Raw genomic sequence first — 1,578 nt, forward strand, 5'->3', positions numbered from 1 at the left:
GCCCACCCGCCGCCAGCACCGTGGCCCGCGCCCGCACGAAGATCGGCTCGGAATAACGATCCCCCAGCTTGCGGCAATAAACGCCGACGACGCGCCCGTTTTCCCGCGCCAGGCTCAGCGCCGTGATCCCCTCGACCACACGGATGGACGGCGTGCGCCGCACCTGAGCGATGATGGCCTGCATGATGGCCCAGCCGGCCCGGTCGCCCTCGACCTTGACGATGCGATTGGCCGAATGGGCAGCCTCCCGCCCCAGCTCGAAATTGCCGAAATCGTCACGATCGAACGGCGTGCCCCAGCGCGCCAGGTCCTCGATCCGCGCCACCGCCTCGGCAGTCACCCCTTCAGCCGTACCATGGTCGACAATGCCGGCCCCGGCCATTTCGGTATCCTGCGCATGGGCATGGGGGCTGTCGCCCTCCCCCATCGCTGCCGCTACCCCGCCCTGCGCCCAGGCCGAGGATGCCCCGGTGCCCAGCGGCTTGGGCGAGAGCACCGTCACCGGCCGCGGCGCCAGCTTGAGCGCGGTAAACAATCCCGCCAGCCCCGCTCCCACGATCAGCGCCCCATCGGCATAAAGCGTATTGTCGAATGTGGTCATGGCGTCCTCCCGCCTTGGCGGGATACGCCCCACGCGCCCGCGGCACAAGCCGCCCCAATCAAAAAGGCCGGTCACCCCGAAGGACAACCGGCCCCACGCCTCGGGGGAGGAGCGTGTATTCAGGCGATCCAGATGCCGTTATCGATCTGCGCCGCCACCTGCTGCTGGTTCTCCTCGCTCTCCGAGAAGAAGGCGAGCAGGTCGCCGCGATTGGTCTGGTTGTTGTCCAGCCGCTGCACCCAGTAATTATAGCCCTCGCTATCGGCACCGCGATCAAGCGTATGCAGGTAGAGCAGTTCCACGAACCGTGCATTGGACACGGTCTCGACCGTCCCGAAGGTGCGCACGAATTCGGGGGAATGGATGAAACTGTCGGCAATGGCAGCGAGGCTGACATTGCCGGTATCGAGCCGGCCGATCCAGTAGGTCAGCCCCTCGGCATCGGGCATGCGGTCGAACGCGGCCTGGTAGAGCCGATAGGCCATGCCGGCATTCTCGCCGCCACCGGTATCGAGATAGAGCGTGCCCTCGAAAAACTCCACGCGCTCCACATCCTTGAAATAGTAGAGCGTGTCCTCCTTGGCGAACACCACCGCATTCTTGCCGGAGGCGAAAGCCATGCCCTCCGAACTCTGCGCGAAGGTCACCGTGTCGCGCCCGCCCTTTCCGTCGATATAGGTCGAACCATTGGGCACGAGGAAGCTGTCATTGCCCGCGGTGCCATAGCGCTGGTAGGCGAAGGTCTCGGGGTTCACCTCGCCATCGGGATCGAGATTGTCGTCGGGGTCGAGCGCACCGCCAATGCTGAGCAGCCCCAGCACATCCCCCAGCACCCCACCCAGATCGAGCACTCCACCATCCAGAATACCGGTGAGGTTCAGCAGGCCGGACTCGGATAACAGCCCGTCAAGCTCGAGAATCCCGGTGAGGCCGGAGGTCAGCCCACCCAAATTGCCCAGATTGCCCAGGCCACCGAG

General features: G+C 65.3%; 2 protein-coding genes. Both read right to left on the reverse strand.

The annotated features are described in order from the left end of the window. Positions 1-601 (reverse strand): FAD-binding protein (locus tag DEVEQU_RS19780; RefSeq protein WP_126152337.1); only part of this gene is annotated, 601 nt, incomplete at its 3' end. Between the two features lie 119 nt (positions 602-720). Next, positions 721-1,578 (reverse strand): DUF4214 domain-containing protein (locus DEVEQU_RS19785; protein ID WP_126152338.1); only part of this gene is annotated, 858 nt, incomplete at its 5' end.

The organism is Devosia equisanguinis (assembly GCF_900631955.1).
Classification (GTDB): Bacteria; Pseudomonadota; Alphaproteobacteria; order Rhizobiales; family Devosiaceae; genus Devosia; species Devosia equisanguinis.